Consider the following 16,818-nt stretch of genomic DNA (forward strand, 5'->3'; position numbering starts at 1 on the left):
CCAGGAGCGGGGCCCGATCTTTTCGTTTTCTCAGGAAGGAATCACTTGTTCACGTCGCGGACCGCTCCGTAGGACGCGGAGGTGGCGAGCTTGGCGTAGGCCTTCAGGGCCGTGGTGACCTTGCGTTCGCGGTCGGCGGGGTTCCAGGGGTTCTCGCTGGCCTCCATCTTGGCGCGGCGCTCGGCCAGGACCTGCTCGTCGACCAGCAGCTCCAGCTTGCGCTCGTGGACGTCGATGAGGATCTGGTCGCCGTTCTCCACCAGGCCGATCGTGCCGCCGCCGGCGGCCTCCGGGGAGATGTGCCCCACCGACAGGCCCGACGAGCCGCCGGAGAACCGGCCGTCGGTGATCAGCGCGCACTTCTTGCCCAGGCCGGAGCCCTTCAGGAACGCGGTCGGGTGCAGCATCTCCTGCATGCCCGGGCCTCCCGCGGGTCCCTCGTAGCGGATCACCAGCACCTCGCCGGGCTGGACCTCCTTGTTGAGGATCGCGGAGACGGCCTGCTCCTGGCTCTCCAGCACCCGCGCGGGGCCCTGGAAGTGCCAGAGCTCCTCCTCGACGCCGGCCGCCTTGATGACCGCGCCGTCCTCGGCGAGGTTGCCCTTGAGCACGGCCAGCCCGCCGTCGACGGTGTAGGCGTGCTCGACGTCGCGGATGCAGCCGCCCGCGGCGTCGGTGTCCAGCGACGACCAGCGGTTGTCGGTGGAGAACGCTTGCGTGGTGCGGACCCCGCCCGGTGCGGCGTGGAACAGCTCCAGGGCCTTCTCCGACGGCGACTCACCGCGAACGTCCCAGGCGGACAGCCAGTCGGTCAGGCTCGCGCTGTGCACGGAGGCGACGTCGCGGTGCAGCAGGCCCGCGCGGTCGAGCTCGCCCAGGATCGCGCTGATGCCGCCGGCCCGGTGCACGTCCTCCATGTGGTAGTCGGAGTTCGGCGCGACCTTCGACAGGCACGGCACCTTGCGGCTGATCTCGGCGATGTCGTCGAGGGTGAAGTCGATCTCGCCCTCCTGCGCGGCGGCGAGGGTGTGCAGCACCGTGTTGGTGGACCCGCCCATCGCCATGTCCAGCGCCATCGCGTTCTCGAAGGCCTGCTTGTTGGCCACCGAGCGCGGCAGGACGGTCTCGTCGTCCTCCTGGTAGTAGCGCTTGGCGATGGTGACGACCGTGCGGCCGGCCTCCTGGAACAGCTCGCGGCGCAGCGCGTGGGTGGCCAGCGTCGAGCCGTTGCCCGGCAGCGCCAGGCCCAGCGCCTCGGTCAGGCAGTTCATCGAGTTCGCGGTGAACATGCCCGAGCAGGAACCGCAGGTCGGGCACGCGGAGCGCTCCACCTCGGACAGGCCCTCGTCGTCGATCGCCGAGTTCGCCGAGGCCGAGATGGTGGTGATCAGGTCGGTCGGCGCGTGCGCGACGCCCTCGACCACGACGGCCTTGCCCGCCTCCATCGGTCCGCCCGAGACGAACACGGTCGGGATGTTCAGCCGCATCGCGGCGTTGAGCATGCCCGGGGTGATCTTGTCGCAGTTGGAGATGCACACCAGCGCGTCGGCCTGGTGCGCGTTGACCATGTACTCGACGGAGTCGGCGATGATCTCCCGCGAGGGCAGCGAGTAGAGCATGCCGCTGTGACCCATCGCGATGCCGTCGTCGACGGCGATGGTGTGGAACTCGCGCGGCACGCCCCCGGCCTCGCGGACCGTTTCGGCCACCACGTCACCGAGGTCGCGCAGGTGCACGTGGCCGGGCACGAACTGGGTGTAGGAGTTGGCGATGGCGACGATCGGCTTGCCGAAGTCGTCATCGGTCATGCCGGTGGCGCGCCACAGCGAACGGGCGCCGGCGGCATTCCGGCCGTGAGTCGTGGTTCGGGAACGCAGCTGGGGCATTGGGGACCTTCTTCGATTCCAGGCTCTGTGCGGGTCTGCGCCGAGTGCGGAGCCGGCTGGCTTCAACGCGGAACGGCCCATCCCGCTGACGTCGCCTTGTGGGCGCTAAGCGTGGCGGTGACCCGACCCTACTCCTCCGAACAGCGCTGTTGACCACGCATGTCGGATGGATTACGGCCGGGCCGACGAGCTTCAGTCCTCGTCGGGGGTGTGCGCGGTGGGGTCGGGGAGGTGGCCGCGGCTGACGAGGGAGATCGCCGGCAGGTCGCGCGGGCGCACGTTGGGCAGCGTGACCTCGGCTCCTTCGGTGGTGCTGGCGCGGACCTTGGACTGCTTGGTGATGGCCAGGCCCTTGAGCGACTCCCAGCGCAGGGTGCGGCCGCCGACGAGGCTGCGGACCTTGATCCGCTCGGCGTCGACGGTGGTGCGCGGCCACAGCACGACCCACAGCAGGACCAGCGGGATCAGGAAGACCAGCGGTCCGAGCGGGCCGGAGGTCGTGGCCAGCGGCACCGCGCAGGCGGCGACCGCGAGCACCGCCAGCAGCGACACCCGGGGCACCCGGAAGTTCAGCGACTCCGGGATCTCGGCGGGCTGCTCGGCGGCCTGCGCGGGTTCGCTGCTCTGCGGTTCGGCGGTCTCGTCCCGCTCGGGGTCCTGGGGTGTCTCGCTCACGCCCCGATCGTCTCACCTGGCCGGATCCGGCCGGACGGGCACCACTTTCCCGCCGGCTGGGACGGCGGTAGCGGCGCGCATCACATCTTCCGGAAATCAGCCCGAAACAACCAAGCTGAACTGGGAGAACCGGGAACCGGCAAGATCGGGTTACCTCGAACGGGTGCCCACCATGCGGGACGATCGTCTCGGATCGTTTGACGCGGCACGACCGACCCCACTAACGTCCTGGCCATGCTGCGACTGCACGACATTCTCGTACTTCCCCGGCGCGTCGACGCCTAGGAAGTTCGCAGCGTCGACGCGCCAACCCTCGTGGGGCCTCTTTGTGGCCTGCGGGGGTTTTTTCGTGTCCGGTCCCACTCCCAACCACCGAGGTTGACCCGATGACCAGCGCCAATACCAGGCAGAATCCGGTCCCGGCGCCCCCGCCAGGACGCCGACCCAAGCCCGCGCCGCCCAGCGGTGCTCCGGTGAAGATGACGGGTGCGCAGGCGCTCGTGCGCTCGCTGGAGTCCGTGGGTTGCGAGGTCGTCTTCGGGATTCCGGGTGGCACCATCCTCCCGTCCTACGACCCGCTGCTCGACTCCGAGAAGGTCCGGCACGTGCTGGTTCGCCACGAGCAGGGCGGCGGGCACGCGGCGACCGGATACGCGCAGGCCACCGGCAAGGTCGGGGTGTGCATGGCGACCTCCGGCCCGGGTGCGACCAACCTGGTCACCCCGCTCGCCGACGCGCACATGGACTCGGTCCCGGTCGTGGCGATCACCGGTCAGCAGGCCACCGGCCTGATCGGCACCGACGCCTTCCAGGAAGCCGACATCTGCGGCATCACGTTGCCGATCACCAAGCACAACTTCCTGGTCACCGACCCCGAGGACATCCCGCGGATCATCGCCGAGGCGTTCTACATCGCCTCCAGCGGACGCCCGGGCCCGGTTCTGGTCGACATCCCCAAGGACGTCCAGCAGGCCACCATGTCCTTCTCCTGGCCGCCGGAGATGAAGCTTCCCGGCTACCGGCCGACCAGCAAGCCGCACGGCAAGCAGGTCCGCGAGGCCGCGAAGCTGATGGTCGAGGCCAAGCACCCGGTGCTCTACGTCGGTGGCGGGGTCATCAAGGCCGAGGCGCACGCCGAGCTGCGGCAGCTGGCCGAGCGCACCGGCATCCCGGTGGTCACCACGCTGATGGCCCGCGGCGCGTTCCCGGACTCGCACCCGCAGCACCTGGGCATGCCCGGCATGCACGGCACGGTCGCCGCGGTCGCCGCGATGCAGCGCTCGGACCTGCTGATCGCGCTGGGCACCCGGTTCGACGACCGGGTCACCGGCCAGCTGTCGTCGTTCGCGCCGGACGCCAAGGTCGTCCACGCCGACATCGACCCGGCCGAGATCTCCAAGAACCGCTACGCCGACGTCCCGATCGTCGGTGACTGCAAGGACGTCATCGCCGAGCTGACCGAGGCCTTCGAGGCGGCCGAGGCCGAGCAGGGCACCGCCGACCTCAAGTCCTGGTGGGCGATGCTCGACGACATCCGCGGCCGGTTCCCGCTGGGTTACGCCGAGCCCAGCGACGGCAGCCTGTCGCCGGAGTACGTCATCGAGCGGCTGGGCAAGATCGCCGGCGCGGACGCGGTCTACGCGGCCGGCGTGGGCCAGCACCAGATGTGGGCGGCGCAGTTCATCGGCTACGACAACCCGCGCTCCTGGCTCAACTCCGGTGGTCTGGGAACGATGGGCTACGCCGTTCCGGCCGCGATGGGCGCCAAGGCCGGTGTGCCGGACAAGGTCGTGTGGGCCATCGACGGCGACGGCTGCTTCCAGATGACCAACCAGGAGCTCGCCACCTGCGCGATCGAGGACATCCCCATCAAGGTGGCCGTCATCAACAACGGCAACCTGGGTATGGTCCGGCAGTGGCAGAACCTGTTTTACGCCGAGCGTTACTCACACAGCGACCTCGGCACCCACAAGCACCGCATCCCGGACTTCAAGCTGCTCGCCGACGCCTACGGGTGCGCCGGCCTGCGGTGTGAGTCCAAAGAGGACGTCGACAGCGTCATCCAGCGGGCTATGGAGATCAACGACCGACCGGTCGTGATCGACTTCGTGGTGGGCAAGGACGCCCAGGTGTGGCCGATGGTGGCGGCAGGCACCGGCAACGACGAGATCATGGCGGCCCGCGACATCCGCCCGTTGTTTGAGGAGGACGAAGCGTGACCAGCTTTGTGCCTACAGCAGTTCTGCTCAACCGGACCTCAGGGGAACGTGATGCAGACCAGCCACAATCAACCTCGGGACGAGCGATTGGGCGCAACGCAACCAGTCCCATGAATCGCGGAGAGGCGGTGCTGGAGGCGTGACCAGGCATACGCTCAGCGTTCTGGTGGAGAACGTTCCCGGTGTTCTCGCCCGGGTTTCCGGCCTGTTCTCGCGCCGGAGCTTCAACATCGAGTCGCTCGCGGTCGGCCCGACCGAGCACCCGGAGATCTCCCGGATGACGATCGTGGTCGCCGTCAGCGACCAGCCGCTGGAGCAGGTCACCAAGCAGCTCAACAAGCTGGTGAACGTGATCAAGATCGTGGAGCTGGAAGACGACGCCGCGGTGCAGCGCGAGCTGCTGCTGGTCAAGGTCCGCGCCGACTCGTCGGTGCGCAGCCAGGTCCTGGAGACCGTGCAGCTGTTCCGCGCGAAGGTGGTGGACGTCTCGCCCGAGGCGCTGACCATCGAGGCCACCGGCACCGCCGATAAGCTCGACGCGTTGCTGCGAATGCTGGAACCCTACGGCGTCCGCGAGATGGTGCAGTCGGGAACGATCGCGATCGGGCGTGGCCCCCGCTCCATCACGGCCACCGCAGTGCGCTGACAACCGGCTACCCCGCCACAGGGCCCAACAGGCTCACGAGCTAGCGGTTGCCAGCCACGGCCGACAACCGATGAAGTCCCGAAAGGAAACGCTGAATCATCATGGCAGTTGAAATCTTCTACGACGCGGACGCGGACCTCGGCATCGTGCAGGGTCGCAAGGTCGCGGTCATCGGCTACGGCAGCCAGGGCCACGCCCACGCGCTGAGCCTGCGGGACTCGGGCGTGGACGTGCGGATCGGTCTGCCGGAGGGCTCCAAGTCCCGCGCCAAGGCGGAGGAGGAGGGCCTGAAGGTCCTGACCCCGTCCGAGGCGTCGGCCGAGGCCGACCTGATCATGATCCTGGCGCCCGATACCAAGCAGCGCGAGATCTACGCCAACGACGTCGCCCCGAACCTCAAGCAGGGTGACGCGCTGTTCTTCGGCCACGGCTTCAACATCCGCTACGGCCTGATCCAGCCGCCGGCCGACGTCGACGTGGCGATGGTGGCGCCGAAGGGCCCGGGTCACCTGGTCCGCCGCCAGTTCGTCGACGGCAAGGGCGTGCCGTGCCTGATCGCCGTCGAGCAGGACGCCTCGGGCAACGGCCAGGCCCTGGCGCTGTCCTACGCGGCCGCCATCGGCGGTGCCCGCGCCGGCGTCATCAAGACCACCTTCAAGGAGGAGACCGAGACCGACCTGTTCGGTGAGCAGGCCGTCCTCTGCGGTGGTGCCTCCGCGCTGGTGCAGAACGGCTTCGAGGTGCTGGTCGAGGCCGGTTACCAGCCGGAGATCGCCTACTTCGAGGTCCTGCACGAGCTCAAGCTGATCGTGGACCTGATGTGGGAGGGCGGCATCGCCGGTCAGCGCTACTCCTGCTCCGACACCGCCGAGTACGGCGACCTCACCCGCGGTCCGCGCGTCATCGACTCGCACGTCAAGGACTCGATGCGCAAGGTGCTGGGCGAGATCCAGGACGGCACCTTCGCCAAGGAGTGGGTGGCCGAGGACGAGTCCGGTCGTCCGAACTTCACCAAGCTGCAGGCCGAGGGCAACGCCCACCAGATCGAAGAGGTCGGCAAGAAGCTGCGCTCGCTGATGTCGTGGACCAACAAGTGAGTTGATCCCGCAGCTCCGCGGAGCGCCCGCAGCTCGATTCGCTGGGCCCGGTGAAACCTCGTCGACGAGGTTTCACCGGGCCTCGCGTGTTTTGGCGGTGGTGGGTAGGTTTCCGCCGGGCGGGTCTCCCACAACGGGATATCGCTAGGAGTGAGGGATACGGTACGCATCGTGAGTGCAGAGAACGAGATCGTCGACGACAAAGCTCATATCCGCGACAAGCTGGACTTCACAGCTGCGGAGTGGATCACGAGCACGGACGATCCGGATGAACCGGGCGTCGAGATCGCCTTCGTCGACGGTTATGTGGGGATGCGGAACGGAGCGGATCCTGAAGGGCCGGTCCTCGTGTTCACCCCCGAGGAATGGGACGCGTTCGTCGCGGGAGCCAAGGACGGCGAGTTCGACGAGCCGTGAGTCAGGCCGCCGGTTCGGGCCTGGCGCTGGCGGGGAGGGCGGCGTGGGCCCGTTCGGGTGGCGATCTCTCCCGCACTCTGGAACAGATGCCTTCCGCATGGGGGATGATCTGCGAGAATGCTGGAAAAGCGGGTCTTGCGGACGTGTTCGATCCAGCGGTGATCCGAGCTACACTCTTGTGAACGCTTTCTCAATCTCCCGTTAAACTTCCAACGTCCGGGCACATCGTCGTGCCGATCGTGATCTTCCAGCTTGGAGTTCGCCCGTGACCAACGCAAGCCGTCCTGTCGTTCTTCTCGCCGAGAAGCTGGCCCCGTCCGTGATCGACGCCCTCGGCGAAGAGGTCGAGATCCGCAACGTGGACGGCACCGACCGTCCGGCGCTGCTCGACGCTGTCGCCGACGCCGATGCGCTGCTGGTCCGTTCCGCAACCAAGGTCGACGCCGAAGTCCTGTCGGCCGCCAAGAGCCTCAAGGTCGTCGCCCGCGCCGGCGTCGGCCTCGACAACGTCGAGGTGCCCGCCGCCACCGAGCGCGGCGTCATGGTGGTCAACGCCCCCACCTCGAACATCGTCTCCGCCGCCGAGCACGCGATGGCGCTGCTGCTCGCGGTGGCGCGCAACGTGCCGCAGGCCGACGCCAGCCTGAAGGGCGGCGCCTGGAAGCGCAGCTCCTACGGCGGCATCGAGCTCAACGGCAAGACCATCGGTGTCGTCGGCCTCGGCAAGATCGGGCAGCTGTTCGCCGCCCGCGTCGCCGCCTTCGGCACCAAGCTCATCGCCTACGACCCCTACGTGTCGCCGGCCCGCGCCGCGCAGCTGGGCATCGAGCTGGTCTCGCTGGAGGAGCTGCTCACCCGCGCCGACGCGCTGTCGATCCACCTCCCGAAGACCGCCGAGACCCTGGGCCTGATCGGTGCCGAGGAGCTCAAGAAGGCCAAGCCGAACCTGATCATCGTCAACGCCGCCCGCGGTGGCCTGGTGGACGAGGACGCGCTGGTCGACGCGCTGCGCAACGGCACCATCGCCGGTGCGGGCATCGACGTGTTCAAGTCCGAGCCGATCACCGACAGCCCGCTGTTCGAGCTGGACAACGCCGTGGTCACCCCGCACCTGGGCGCCTCCACCGCTGAGGCGCAGGACCGGGCCGGCACCGACGTGGCCAAGTCGGTGCGGCTGGCGCTGCGCGGCGACTTCGTGCCGGACGCGGTCAACGTCCAGGGCGGTGCGGTCGGCGAGGAGGTCCGCCCGTACCTGTCGCTGACGCAGAAGCTGGGCCAGCTGCTGGCCGCGCTGCAGGGCGGCACGCCGAGCTCGGTGACCATCGAGGCCCGCGGCGAGCTGGCCGACGAGGACATCTCGGTGCTGCAGCTGGCGGCGCTGCGCGGCGTGTTCGCCGGTGCGGTCGAGAGCCAGGTGACCTTCGTCAACGCTCCGCAGCTGGCCGAGGAGCTGGGTGTTCAGGTCGAGGTCAAGACGTCCTCGGAGAGCCCGAACCACCGCAGCGTCGTGTCGCTGCGCGCGCACATGGCCGACGGCACCACCTCGGTGGTCTCCGGTGCGCTGTCCGGCCCGAACCAGGTGGAGAAGCTGGTCGAGGTCAACGGCCGGCACTTCGACCTGCGGGCCGAGGGCAACGTGCTGCTGCTGGAGTACCCGGACCGCCCGGGCGTGATGGGCAAGGTCGGCACCCTGCTGGGCGAGGTCGGCGTGAACATCGAGGCCGCCACGGTCAGCCAGACCACCGAGCGCTCGGAAGCGATCATGCTGCTGCGCGTGGACCGTCCGGTCGAGCAGGGCGTGCTGGAGCCGATCGGGGCTGCCGTGGGCGCTCGGATCGTGCGCACCGTCAGCTTCGAGTGAGCCAGCAACTAGGTGTCGCTGAGTAGGTGCTGAACGGTGAGTTCGCACGCTGAATAACTCGGAAGCGTGAAGAGGGGTCGTCCCAGTTCATGGGATGGCCCCTCGCGCGTACCTGGACCGAAACAGTGACTCACCCATCTGGGTGTCCCACAGTTCGGGACTTATCATCCACTTGGTGGGCCCGGCGTGCCGCTCGGCGCGGCCATGCCGGTAGCCTTCGGCTCAACAGTTCGAGCCCCGCAGTTCGGGGTGGTTCTCGGGAGGTGTGTAGATGCGGCTCGCTGTGATCCCCGGCGACGGGATCGGGCCGGAGGTCGTGGCCGAGGCACTGAAGGTGCTCGGCGAGGTGGTGCCGGATACCGAGATCACCCGATACGACCTCGGAGCCGCTCGCTGGCACGCGACGGGGGAGCTGCTCCCCGAGTCGGTGCTCGGTGAGCTCCGCCAGCACGACGCGATCCTGCTCGGCGCGGTCGGCGACCCATCGGTGCCCAGCGGCATCCTGGAGCGCGGTCTGCTGCTGCGGCTGCGCTTCGAACTCGACCACCACGTGAACCTGCGCCCCGCGCGGCTGTACCCGGGCGTGAAGAGCCCGGTCGCCGACCCGGGCGAGATCGACATGGTCGTCGTCCGCGAGGGCACCGAGGGCCTGTACGCGGGCAACGGCGGTCTGCTCCGCAAGGACACCACGCACGAGATCGCCACCGAGGTCAGCATCAACACCGCGTTCGGCGTCGAGCGGGTCGTGCGCGACGCGTTCGCCCGCGCCGCCTCGCGGCCGCGCAAGCACCTGACCCTGGTGCACAAGACCAACGTGCTCACCCACGCCGGCTCGTTGTGGTCGCGCGTGGTCGAAGAGGTCTCGCTGCAGTACCCGGACGTCACCGTGGCCTACCAGCACGTCGACGCCACCACGATCCACATGGTCACCGACCCGAGCCGGTTCGACGTGATCGTCACCGACAACCTCTTCGGCGACATCATCACCGACCTCTCGGGTGCGATCACCGGCGGCATCGGTCTGGCGGCCAGCGGCAACATCGACGCCACCCGCCGCAACCCGAGCATGTTCGAGCCGGTGCACGGCAGCGCCCCGGACATCGCCGGGCAGGGCGTGGCCGACCCGACCGCCGCCGTGCTGTCGATCGCGATGCTGCTCGACCACGTCGGGCTGACCGAGGCCGCCAAGCGCGTCGAGGCCTCGGTGGCCTTCGACCTGGCGACCCGCGACCACTCCTCGCCGGGCGCCACGTTCGCCATCGGCGACCGGCTGGCCGCGCTGGTGTCCTCGCACGAGGTCGTGCCCCAGCCCTGACGGTCCAGAGCTCGCGAGGGCGCCTTCCCAGCCTGGGAGGCGCCCTTCGGCTTTTCCGGATCGTGAGAATTCCGTCGCGTTCGATGGACATCCGCGGGCGATGTGTGCAGCATGGGTTCGTGGCTTTCCGCAGTGCGATCATTATTGGCGAGCGCGTCGGGTGAAACATCTCCGCACCCCGACGCGCTGACCTCTCGCATTCGCGGGGGGTCTTTTTTGTTGCCTGCGCCAAGTCCACGCCGAACCGAACGATCCGACGGGAGACCATCCAGTGACCCGCACCAAACCGGCCGGCACACCCCTGGGCGACGGCTTCCACGTCTACGACACGACGCTGCGGGACGGCGCGCAGCGCGAGGGGATCTCGTACTCGGTGACCGACAAGCTGGCCGTCGCGCGCCTGCTGGACGGTCTCGGCGTCGGGTTCATCGAAGGCGGTTGGCCCGGAGCGCTTCCCAAGGACACCGAGTTCTTCCACCGCGCCGCGCGGGGAGAGCTCGAACTCGACCACGCCGCGCTCGTCGCGTTCGGCTCCACCCGCCGCGCGGGTTCCAAAGTGGACGAAGATCGTCAAGTCGCGGCGCTGCTGGACTCCGGCGCGCCCGTGGTGACGCTGGTGGCCAAATCGGACCGCCGGCACATCGAAAGGGCGCTGCGCACCGATGTCGCCGAGAACTGCGCGATGATCGCCGACACCGTCCGCCACCTCGTCGACCACGGCAGGCGCGTCTTCCTCGACGCCGAGCACTTCTTCGACGGCTACGCCTTCGACCCCGACACCTCGCTGCGCGTCCTGGAGGCCGCGGCGGGCGCGGGGGCCGACGTGGTCGTGCTGTGCGACACCAACGGTGGTCAACTCCCGCTGCAGCTGGCCGACACCGTCGAGAAGGTCATCTCCCGCACCGGGATCCGCGTGGGCATCCACTGCCAGGACGACACCGGCTGCGCCGTGGCCAACAGCGTCGCCGCCGTGCAGGCGGGCGCCACCCACGTGCAGTGCACCGCCAACGGCTACGGGGAGCGCGCGGGCAACGCGGATCTGTTCGCGGTGCTGGGAAATCTGGGAGCCAAGCTCGACATGCCGGTGCTGCCGGAGGGGAAACTGCGCGAGCTGACCCGGGTTTCGCACGCACTGGCCGAAATCGCCAACCTGGCACCGGACACCCACCAGGCCTACGTCGGCCAGTCGGCGTTCGCGCACAAGGCCGGTCTGCACGCCAGCGCGATCAAAGTGGACCCCGAGCTCTACAACCACCTCGACCCCGCCGACGTCGGCAACGGGATGCGGGTGCTGGTGACCGAGATGGCCGGTCGCGCCAGCCTGGAGCTCAAGGGGGCCGAACTCGGGCTGGAGCTCTCACCCGAAGCCGTCGGAGGAGCCGTGCGGCAGGTCAAGGAGCTCGAGTCGCGCGGCTGGTCCTTCGAGGCCGCCGACGCGTCGCTGGAGTTGTTGCTGCGCCGCGAAATGGCGGACTCCGCGCTCGAAACGCCGTTCGAGCTCGAGTCGTACCGGGTGCTGCTGGACCACCGCGACGACGGCGAGGTGGTGTCCGAGGCGACCGTGCGGGTGAGCGTGAAGGGGGAGCGGGTGATCGCCACCGCCGAGGGCAACGGCCCCGTCAACGCGCTCGACGCCGCGCTGCGCAAGGCCCTCGTGCCGCACCTGCCGTGGCTGGAGTCGGTGGAGCTGTCCGACTACAAGGTCCGCATCCTCGTCGACGAACCCGGCACCGACGCCGTCACCCGCGTGCTGGTCGAATCCCGCGACGGCGAGCAGGAGTGGACCACGGTGGGCGTGCACGCCAACATCGTCGAAGCCAGCTGGCTGGCGCTCTGCGACGCCCTGATCTACAAGGCCCTCCGCAGGAATGTGACCGCAGCCTCCCGCTGAACCCCGGAATGCGGTGGTGGGATCCGGTGCCCGAGTATGTTGGGCGCGGGTTCCCACCACCCGTCCACAGCAGATTTCATTGCGGAGGTTCGTCTTGCGGTTGGCTCGTGTCGCCCACTCTGACGGGGTGTCGTTCGTGGCGTTGGAGCCGGATCCGGCCGCGCCTCGGGAGAAGATCGTCGCGGTCGAGATCGACCAGCACCCGTTCGGCACGCCCACCTACACCGGTCGCAAGTGGCCGATGGCCGACGTGCGGCTGCTCGCGCCGATCCTGCCGAGCAAGGTGATCTGCGTCGGCAAGAACTACGCCGAGCACGCGCGTGAGATGGGCTCCGAGGCGCCGGAGAACCCGCTGATCTTCATGAAGCCCTCGACGTCGGTGATCGGCCCGAACGCGCCGATCAAGCTGCCGTCGAACTCCGAGCGGGTGGACTTCGAGGGCGAGCTGGCCGCGATCATCGGCCAGCCCTGCAAGGACGTCCCGGAGGCGCGCGGCACCGAGGTGCTGCTGGGCTACACGATCGCCAACGACGTCACCGCCCGCGACCAGCAGAAGGCCGACGGGCAGTGGACGCGCGCCAAGGGCTACGACACGTTCTGCCCGCTGGGGCCGTGGATCGACACCGAGATCGACCCGTCGGACCTGGCGATCCGCACCGACCTGGACGGCGAGGTCCAGCAGGACGGCCGCACCTCGCAGCTGGTGCACGGCATCGGCGGCCTGGTCTCGTGGGTTTCGCGGATCATGACGCTGCTGCCCGGCGACGTCATCCTCACCGGCACCCCGGCCGGCGTCGGTCCGATGACCGACGGCCAGAAGGTCACCGTCTCCATCGACGGCCTCGGGGCCCTGACCAACCCCGTCCAGAACGCCTGAGCGTGCGGAGGCGGGCAGTTCTCGACGGGATTGCCCGCCTTTCGCGTCCGATCCGTCCGGTCGACCCGCACCGGAACCGGCCGCTGCCTCTCAGTGGCTACCGCAGGGCCTCGCGCGGCGGGCGTTCCCGCACCGCGCCGTAGGCCAGCAGGTACGGCGGGATGCGGCGCAGGAACGGCAGGCGGCTGACCGCGCGGATCGGCAGCGGCAGCCGCGCCGAGTCGCCGAGGTCGATCTCACCGCGCAGCGCCGGGCCGACCACGTTGTCGTGGATCAGCCGCTGGAAGCCCTGGATGAGCACCGTGGTGGGCCAGCGCCGCCACTGGATCGCCGCCACGTGCCTGCGGCGCAGGCGTCGTTCGCTCAGCGGGCGGGCGAGGTGGCGGGCCGCCGCGACCGCGTCCTGGACCGCGAGGTTGATGCCGATGCCGCCGACCGGTGACATCGCGTGCGCGGCGTCGCCGATGCACAGCAGTCCCGGCACGTGCCACTTGCGCAGCCGGTCCAGCGTCACGTGCAGCAGCTTCACGTCGTCCCACGAGCGCACCAGCTCGCGGTCGCCCAGCCACGGGATCTCCTGCCTGAGCTGCGCGTTGAAGTTCTCGATCGGCTCGGACCGGCCCTCGTGGTCGGTGCCCTTGTGGATGATCGAGGCGACCTGGAAGTAGTCACGCCGGTCGATGAGCACCTGGAACGCGCGCCTGCGCAGCATCCCGACCAGCCCGTCCGGGTCACCCTCCTGCCGCGGCAGCCGGAACCAGCGGACGTCCATCGGCGTGGGGAAGTCGCGCAGCCCCAGCTCCGGCAGGTCGCGCACGAAGGACTTGCGGCCGTCGCAGGCCACGGTGATGTCGGCGCGCAGCTCGCCGGTCTGCCCGGCTTCGGTGCGGTAGCGCACGCCGCGGACCCGGCCGCCCTCCCGGATCAGCTCGGTGGCCTCGGTGTTCATCCGCAGCGTGAAGGCCGGTTCGGACTTGCCCTCCTCGGCGAGCATGTCCAGCAGGTCCCACTGCGGAACCATCGCGACGTAGTTGTACTTGACCCGCAGCAGCCCGAAGTCGCCCATCGTGAACAACTTCCCGTCCGGTCCGAGCGGCAGCTGGATCCGCGTGATCCGGCTCTGCGGGAGCTGGGCGAAGCGGTCCGCCAGGCCGAGGTCGTCGAGCAGCTGCAGGGTCGTGGGGTGCACCGTGTCACCGCGGAAGTCGCGCAGGAAGTCGCCGTGCTTCTCCAGGACCGTGACCTCGACGCCTGCCCGGGCCAGCAGCAGTCCGAGCACCATGCCGGCGGGTCCGCCGCCGACGACGCAGCAGGTGGTGCGCTCCATCGCGATCCCCTCCAAGGTTTTCAACGCGTGTTGAATAAACTCAGCATGCACCTACCGGGTGCGACCGTCAAGCGCCTGGCTACGCTGAATCCGTTATGAGCACGCCAGAAGCCAGCAAAGACGCAGCCAAGGAAGAGGCAGGCCGGTCGGTCCGCGCCCGGTTCTGCCCGTCGCCGACCGGAATCCCGCACGTCGGCCTGATCCGCACCGCCCTCTACAACTGGGCGTTCGCCCGGCACAACAAGGGCAAGCTGGTGTTCCGCATCGAGGACACCGACGCCGCCCGGGACAGCGAGGAGTCCTACCAGGCGCTGCTCGACGCGCTGCGCTGGCTGGGCCTCGACTGGGACGAAGGCCCCGAGGTCGGCGGCGACCACGGCCCCTACCGGCAGAGCGAACGGCGCGACATCTACGCCGACATCGCCCAGCGCCTGCTGGCCGCCGGTGAGCTCTACGAGTCCTACTCCAGCCCCGAAGAGGTCGAAGCCCGCCACAAGGCCGCCGGACGCGACCCCAAGCTCGGCTACGACAACCTCGACCGCGACCTCACCGACGAGCAGCGCGAGGCCTACCGGGCCGAAGGTCGCAAGCCGGTGCTGCGGCTGAAGATGCCTGCCCGCGACATCACCTTCACCGACCTGGTGCGCGGCGAGATCACCTTCCCGGCGGGCAGCGTCCCCGACCCGGTGCTGGTGCGCGGCAACGGCGACCCGCTCTACACCCTCACCAACCCCGTCGACGACGCGCTCATGCAGATCACCCACGTGCTGCGCGGCGAAGACCTGCTGTCGTCCACGCCGCGCCAGATCGCCCTCTACGAGGCGCTCCAGCGCGTCGGCGTCACCGACTTCACGCCCGAGTTCGGCCACCTGCCGTTCGTCATGGGCGAGGGCAACAAGAAGCTGTCCAAGCGGGACCCGCAGTCCAACCTCTTCCACCACCGCGACCGCGGCTTCCTGCCCGAAGGCCTGCTCAACTACCTCGCGCTGCTGGGCTGGTCGATCGCCGATGACCGCGACGTGTTCACCCTCGACGAGATGGTCGAAGCCTTCGACATCTCCCGGGTCAGCTCCAACCCGGCCCGCTTCGACCAGAAGAAGGCCGACGCCATCAACTCCGCGCACCTGCGCGCCCTGGCCCCCGACGACTTCGTCGAGCGCATCGTGCCCTACCTCGTCGGAGGCGGGGTGCTGCCCGAGCAGCCCACCGAGTCGCAGCTGGAAACCGTGCGCGCCGCGGCGCCGCTCGTGCAGGAACGGCTCATCGTGCTCTCCGACGCCGTCGGCATGATGGGCTTCCTGTTCGCCGGCGACGACTTCCAGCCCGAAGAAGCCGCCGCCCAGAAGGCCCTCGGCGACGACGCCCAGCCCGTGCTGCAGGCCGCCATCAGCTCGCTCGAAGCGCTCCCGGAGTGGACCACCGCCGCCATCGAAGAGGCCCTCAAGGTCTCCGTCGTCGACGGCCTGGGCATCAAACCGCGCAAGGCCTTCGCCCCGGTTCGCGTGGCCATCACCGGCCGCACCGTCTCGCCGCCGCTGTACGAGTCGATGGAACTCCTCGGCCGCGACGTCTCGCTGGCCAGGCTCCGCAAGGCCCTCTGAGCAACACCGCACGCGCCGCCGCGACGCTCACCGGAGCGGCGCGGCGGCGCTGTAGGCGCACCAGCGGGGACCGCCCCGCACCCGTTGGAGCCCAACTGCTAGGACGGCACCGAACCCGACCTCGGTTGCACAGTGTTTCCAGACCCACAGCAGACTTCACTAGGTTGGCAGAGTCGAACGCGGTCGGTGAGCGCCTAGCCTCTCGGAGTGACATCCGCGGCTGACGAATCGAATCCCCGCAATCCCGCCCAGATCAAGGCCGTCTGCCTCGACATCGACGACACCTTGATCGACAGCCAGAGCGCGGCGCGCAGCTCCCTCAGAGAGCTGCTCGGCACCGACCGGGCGTGGCCGGTGTGGCAACGCACCACCGACCGGTACTACGGGCGATTCGTCAGCGGCCAGCTGCCCTTCGACGTCATGTGCGTCGAACGCACCCGCGCCTTCTTCGCCGCCTTCGGCGAGCACATCGACCACGCCGAGGCGCAGCGCCGCGAAAACCAGCGCATGGCCGCCATGCAACGCGCCTGGGGACTCTTCGACGACGTCGCCCACAGCCTCGACTGGATGCGCGCCACCGGCCTCCGCCTCGCCGTCGTCACCAACGCCCCCGGCGACTACCAGCGCAAGAAGCTCGCCGCCGTCGGACTCGCCGACGCCTTCGACACCGTCGTCATCTCCGGCGAAACCGGCGTCGCCAAACCCGATCCGCGGATCTTCCACACCGCCTGCCAACGCCTCGGACTCCAACCCCACGAAGTCGCCCACGTCGGCGACCGGCTCACCACCGACGCCCAAGGCGCCACCCGCGCCGGACTCCTCGGCATCTGGCTCAACCGCGATCAGATCCCCGCACCGCGCGCCTTCGCCGAAGACGTCGTCCCCACCATCACCGGGCTCGGCGAACTCCCCGAACTCCTCGTCACCGAGATCGCCGCACCCCACCTCGCCGACCTCGTCGGCCACGCCCCCTGAACCGGCGCGCCACCTGCGATAACGCCAAAAG

At 69.2% G+C, this 16,818-nt stretch carries 13 protein-coding genes; 10 read left to right on the forward strand and 3 right to left on the reverse strand.

Features of this window, described 5'->3' with window-relative positions; translation table 11 throughout:
• Positions 1-41: 41 nt before the first annotated feature.
• Complete coding sequence (ilvD, locus tag R4I43_RS05025; protein WP_324264332.1) at positions 42-1,886, reverse strand: dihydroxy-acid dehydratase; 1,845 nt, start codon at positions 1,884-1,886, stop codon at positions 42-44.
• 192 nt (positions 1,887-2,078) lie between these two features.
• Positions 2,079-2,561 carry a PH domain-containing protein gene (locus tag R4I43_RS05030; RefSeq protein WP_324264333.1) on the reverse strand — a complete coding sequence of 161 codons (483 nt, stop codon included), beginning with the start codon at positions 2,559-2,561 and terminating at the stop codon, positions 2,079-2,081.
• Between the two features lie 386 nt (positions 2,562-2,947).
• Here R4I43_RS05030 and R4I43_RS05035 point away from each other — a divergent pair, with 386 nt between their 5' ends.
• The 8 genes from R4I43_RS05035 to R4I43_RS05070 all read left to right on the forward strand — a co-directional run bounded on the left by R4I43_RS05035 (position 2,948) and on the right by R4I43_RS05070 (position 12,884).
• Positions 2,948-4,780 carry an acetolactate synthase large subunit gene (locus R4I43_RS05035; RefSeq protein WP_324264334.1) on the forward strand — a complete coding sequence of 611 codons (1,833 nt, stop codon included), beginning with the start codon at positions 2,948-2,950 and terminating at the stop codon, positions 4,778-4,780.
• A gap of 139 nt (positions 4,781-4,919) precedes the next feature.
• On the forward strand, positions 4,920-5,426 hold the full coding sequence (gene ilvN, locus R4I43_RS05040; RefSeq protein ID WP_093413489.1) for an acetolactate synthase small subunit: 507 nt from the start codon (positions 4,920-4,922) through the stop codon (positions 5,424-5,426).
• Between the two features lie 101 nt (positions 5,427-5,527).
• Complete coding sequence (gene ilvC, locus R4I43_RS05045; protein WP_324264335.1) at positions 5,528-6,523, forward strand: ketol-acid reductoisomerase; 996 nt, start codon at positions 5,528-5,530, stop codon at positions 6,521-6,523.
• 171 nt (positions 6,524-6,694) lie between these two features.
• A complete protein-coding gene (locus tag R4I43_RS05050) occupies positions 6,695-6,940 on the forward strand; it encodes a DUF397 domain-containing protein (protein ID WP_324264336.1) in 246 nt (81 codons plus the stop codon).
• A gap of 265 nt (positions 6,941-7,205) precedes the next feature.
• Positions 7,206-8,801, forward strand: a complete 1,596-nt coding sequence (serA, locus tag R4I43_RS05055) for a phosphoglycerate dehydrogenase (RefSeq protein ID WP_324264337.1) — start codon at positions 7,206-7,208, stop codon at positions 8,799-8,801.
• Between the two features lie 271 nt (positions 8,802-9,072).
• Entirely contained in the window at positions 9,073-10,116 is a 1,044-nt protein-coding gene (locus tag R4I43_RS05060) for a 3-isopropylmalate dehydrogenase (protein ID WP_132676788.1), read from the forward strand.
• 271 nt (positions 10,117-10,387) lie between these two features.
• Entirely contained in the window at positions 10,388-12,007 is a 1,620-nt protein-coding gene (gene cimA, locus R4I43_RS05065; protein WP_324264338.1) for a citramalate synthase, read from the forward strand.
• Positions 12,008-12,101: 94 nt separating this feature from the next.
• The gene (locus tag R4I43_RS05070) at positions 12,102-12,884 is read left to right on the forward strand and encodes a fumarylacetoacetate hydrolase family protein (RefSeq protein WP_324264339.1); all 783 of its coding nucleotides are present in this window, start codon (positions 12,102-12,104) and stop codon (positions 12,882-12,884) included.
• A gap of 97 nt (positions 12,885-12,981) precedes the next feature.
• On the opposite strand, the gene R4I43_RS05075 is transcribed toward R4I43_RS05070, so the two are convergent.
• Entirely contained in the window at positions 12,982-14,211 is a 1,230-nt protein-coding gene (locus tag R4I43_RS05075; protein ID WP_324264340.1) for an FAD-dependent oxidoreductase, read from the reverse strand.
• A 95-nt stretch (positions 14,212-14,306) separates the two neighbouring features.
• Between R4I43_RS05075 and gltX the strand changes: the two genes are divergently transcribed.
• Together gltX and R4I43_RS05085 are read left to right on the forward strand one after the other, a co-directional pair.
• Positions 14,307-15,812: a glutamate--tRNA ligase gene (gene gltX / locus R4I43_RS05080; RefSeq protein WP_324264341.1), complete on the forward strand. Its 1,506-nt coding sequence runs from the start codon at positions 14,307-14,309 to the stop codon at positions 15,810-15,812.
• A 207-nt stretch (positions 15,813-16,019) separates the two neighbouring features.
• Positions 16,020-16,787 (forward strand): HAD family hydrolase, encoded by a 768-nt coding sequence (locus tag R4I43_RS05085; protein ID WP_324264342.1) that lies wholly within the window; start codon positions 16,020-16,022, stop codon positions 16,785-16,787.
• The last annotated feature ends 31 nt before the right edge of the window (positions 16,788-16,818 follow it).

The organism is Saccharopolyspora mangrovi (assembly GCF_035320975.1).
Lineage (GTDB): Bacteria > Actinomycetota > Actinomycetes > Mycobacteriales > Pseudonocardiaceae > Saccharopolyspora > Saccharopolyspora mangrovi.